General features: G+C 74.6%; 2 protein-coding genes. Both read right to left on the minus strand.

Annotated features, from left to right (window positions below; genetic code table 11):
• Positions 1-38 precede the first annotated feature (38 nt).
• Positions 39-1,418 carry an MFS transporter gene (locus Q6969_RS15030; protein ID WP_317231165.1) on the minus strand — a complete coding sequence of 460 codons (1,380 nt, stop codon included), beginning with the start codon at positions 1,416-1,418 and terminating at the stop codon, positions 39-41.
• A gap of 147 nt (positions 1,419-1,565) precedes the next feature.
• The coding region (locus Q6969_RS15035) for a serine protease (RefSeq protein ID WP_317231166.1) at positions 1,566-2,348 on the minus strand (783 nt) is incomplete at its 5' end.

The raw sequence follows: 2,348 nt of genomic DNA on the forward strand, positions 1-2,348 counted from the left end.
GCTCCCCGTCCGCCCGCGCCCACGCGGCGCCCCGCGGCTCAGCCGTCGCGTCGCGCCGCGATCGCCTCCCGCGCCGGGTCCTTCGCCGCGAGCGCGGCCGCGATGGTGAGCACCGCGTAGAGCCCGATGTACGCGCAGAGGATCCACGGCGATCCGCCGCCCCACTGCAGGAACAGCACCGCGAGCAGCGGCGTGAGGCCGACGGAGAAGATGCTGCCCACCTGGTAGCCGAGCGAGACGCCGCTGTAGCGGACGCCCGTCGGGAACTGCTCGGCGAACCACGCGGCCTGGGGCCCGTAGATCGAGTCGTGGAACACGTTCATGCCGAGGGCGAAGACGAGCGGCAGGAGCAGCAGCGGGCCGGAGTCGAGGAACGCGAAGAACGGCCAGATGAGGATCCCGATGCCGGCGGCGCTCGCGATGGTCAGGCGGCGGCGGCCGACCCGGTCGGAGATCCAGCCCCAGAGCGGCGTGGTCAGCACGCTGAGCGCCGAGACGATGAGCACCGACGTGAGGGCGACGCCCGAGTCGCCGCGCTGCGCGGCCAGGTAGGAGAGCGTGTAGACGGTGAGGATCGAGTAGAGCGCCGGCTGCACGAGGCGGAGGCCCGCCGTGATGAGCACGGCCCGCGGGTGCTGCCGGAGCACCACGCCGAGCGGGAAGCGCTCCACCTTCCCCGACGCCTTGATCTCGGCGAACTCGGCGGCGTCCTCCACGCGGAGGCGGATCACGAGGCCGACGCCCACGAGCACGGCGCTGAGGAGGAACGGCAGCCGCCAGCCCCAGGCGAGGAACTGCTCCTCGCCGAGCGTGAAGCGGGTCGCGGCGAAGACGCCGGTCGCGAGGAGCATGCCGCCCGCGGATCCCATCTGCGTGAACGCGCCGAAGAGGCCGCGGCGGTGGGCGGGGGCGTGCTCGACCGACAGCAGGGCGGATCCGCCCCACTCGGCGCCCGCTGCGATGCCCTGCACGAGCCGCAGGAGCACGAGGCCGACGACGCTCGCGAGCCCGATGGTGGCGTAGGTCGGCAGCACCCCGATGAGGGTCGAGGCGACGCCCATCAGCACGAGCGAGTAGACGAGCATGCGCTTGCGGCCGATGCGGTCGCCGAGGTGCCCGGCGACGATGCCGCCGATGGGGCGCGCGAGGAACCCGACGCCGTACGCGGCGAACGAGGAGAGGAGCGCGACGGCGGGCGTCTGGTTCGGGAAGAACTGGCTGCCGAACACGAGCGCGGACGCCGTGGCGTAGAGGTAGAAGTCGTAGTACTCGACGGTGGTGCCGACGAACGCCGCGGTCAGGACGCGGCGGCGGCGACGGGAGACGTCGGCGGGGGCCTCGGGGCCGGATCCGGCGGGATCGGCACCTCCGGTCGGGGCGGTCGACGCGGCGGATGCGGCGGGCGGTGCGGTGGTCATGCGGTCTCCAGCGGTGCGGCTGCGGTGCAGGGGGAGGGGCCGGGCGGGGATCCGCTCGGGTGCCGCCCACCGTGCCCGTGTTCCCGCACGGGAGGAAGGGGCACGGTCACGGTGCGTAACGCGCGCCGTGACCGTGCGGACCTGCGCTCAGGTGGCGATGGCCGCTGTCAGGTCGTACGCCGAGCGCTCCGGCGCCTGCCACGCCGGGCCGTCGCAGTGGAAGGCGTCGCCATCGGCCATGTCGGTGAACTGCGTGCCCTCGGGGCCGTCGCCGAGGAACAGCGGACCCCCGGAGACGCCCGGCGTCATGTCGCACAGGAAGCCGACCTTGCCGGGACCCTCCGCGGTCGTGGTGCCCTGGCAGCGGGTGAGGGACGAGCCGTCGTAGGGCGGGAGGGACGGGTAGCCGTAGCCCGACGCCCGCTGGACGCGCGCGGCGTCGAAGGCGACGGGCGAGGCGCCGGTCACGGACTGGACGTCCCGGCCCGCCGCATCGCGTCCCACGGCGAGGAAGGCCGCGTCGTCGTCCTGGTCGTCCTGCGCGTACCACCTCGTGGGCACGTTCCCGCCGACGACGGGCCAGGAGCCGAGCGCGGACGCGCCGGAGTCGTACCCGGGGAAGAACACCAGCTGGGTCGCGAAGTAGCGGTGCTCGCTGACGCAGTGGCCGGCCGTGGCGATCGTCGACCGGTTGCCCGCGCGCACGACGTTGGCCGAGCAGGAGAAGCCGCCCACGTCGTCGACCCCGAAGAGCCGGCCGATGTGCGGCACGGGGGCGACGCGCTGGCCGCGCCCCGCGGTCTGCGCGGCGGACGTCGCGACGGATCCCGACGCGGGGAGAGCGACCGCCGGGGCGGACGCCTCGGCCGGGTTCCCGCGCTCGATGGCGGCCGCGAGGCGCTCCGGCGTCCAGTAGGCGAGCGCCGCGGC

Origin of the sequence: Clavibacter sp. MX14-G9D (genome assembly GCF_032917815.1) — a bacterium.
In the GTDB taxonomy this organism is placed as follows: Bacteria; Actinomycetota; Actinomycetes; order Actinomycetales; family Microbacteriaceae; genus Clavibacter; species Clavibacter michiganensis_K.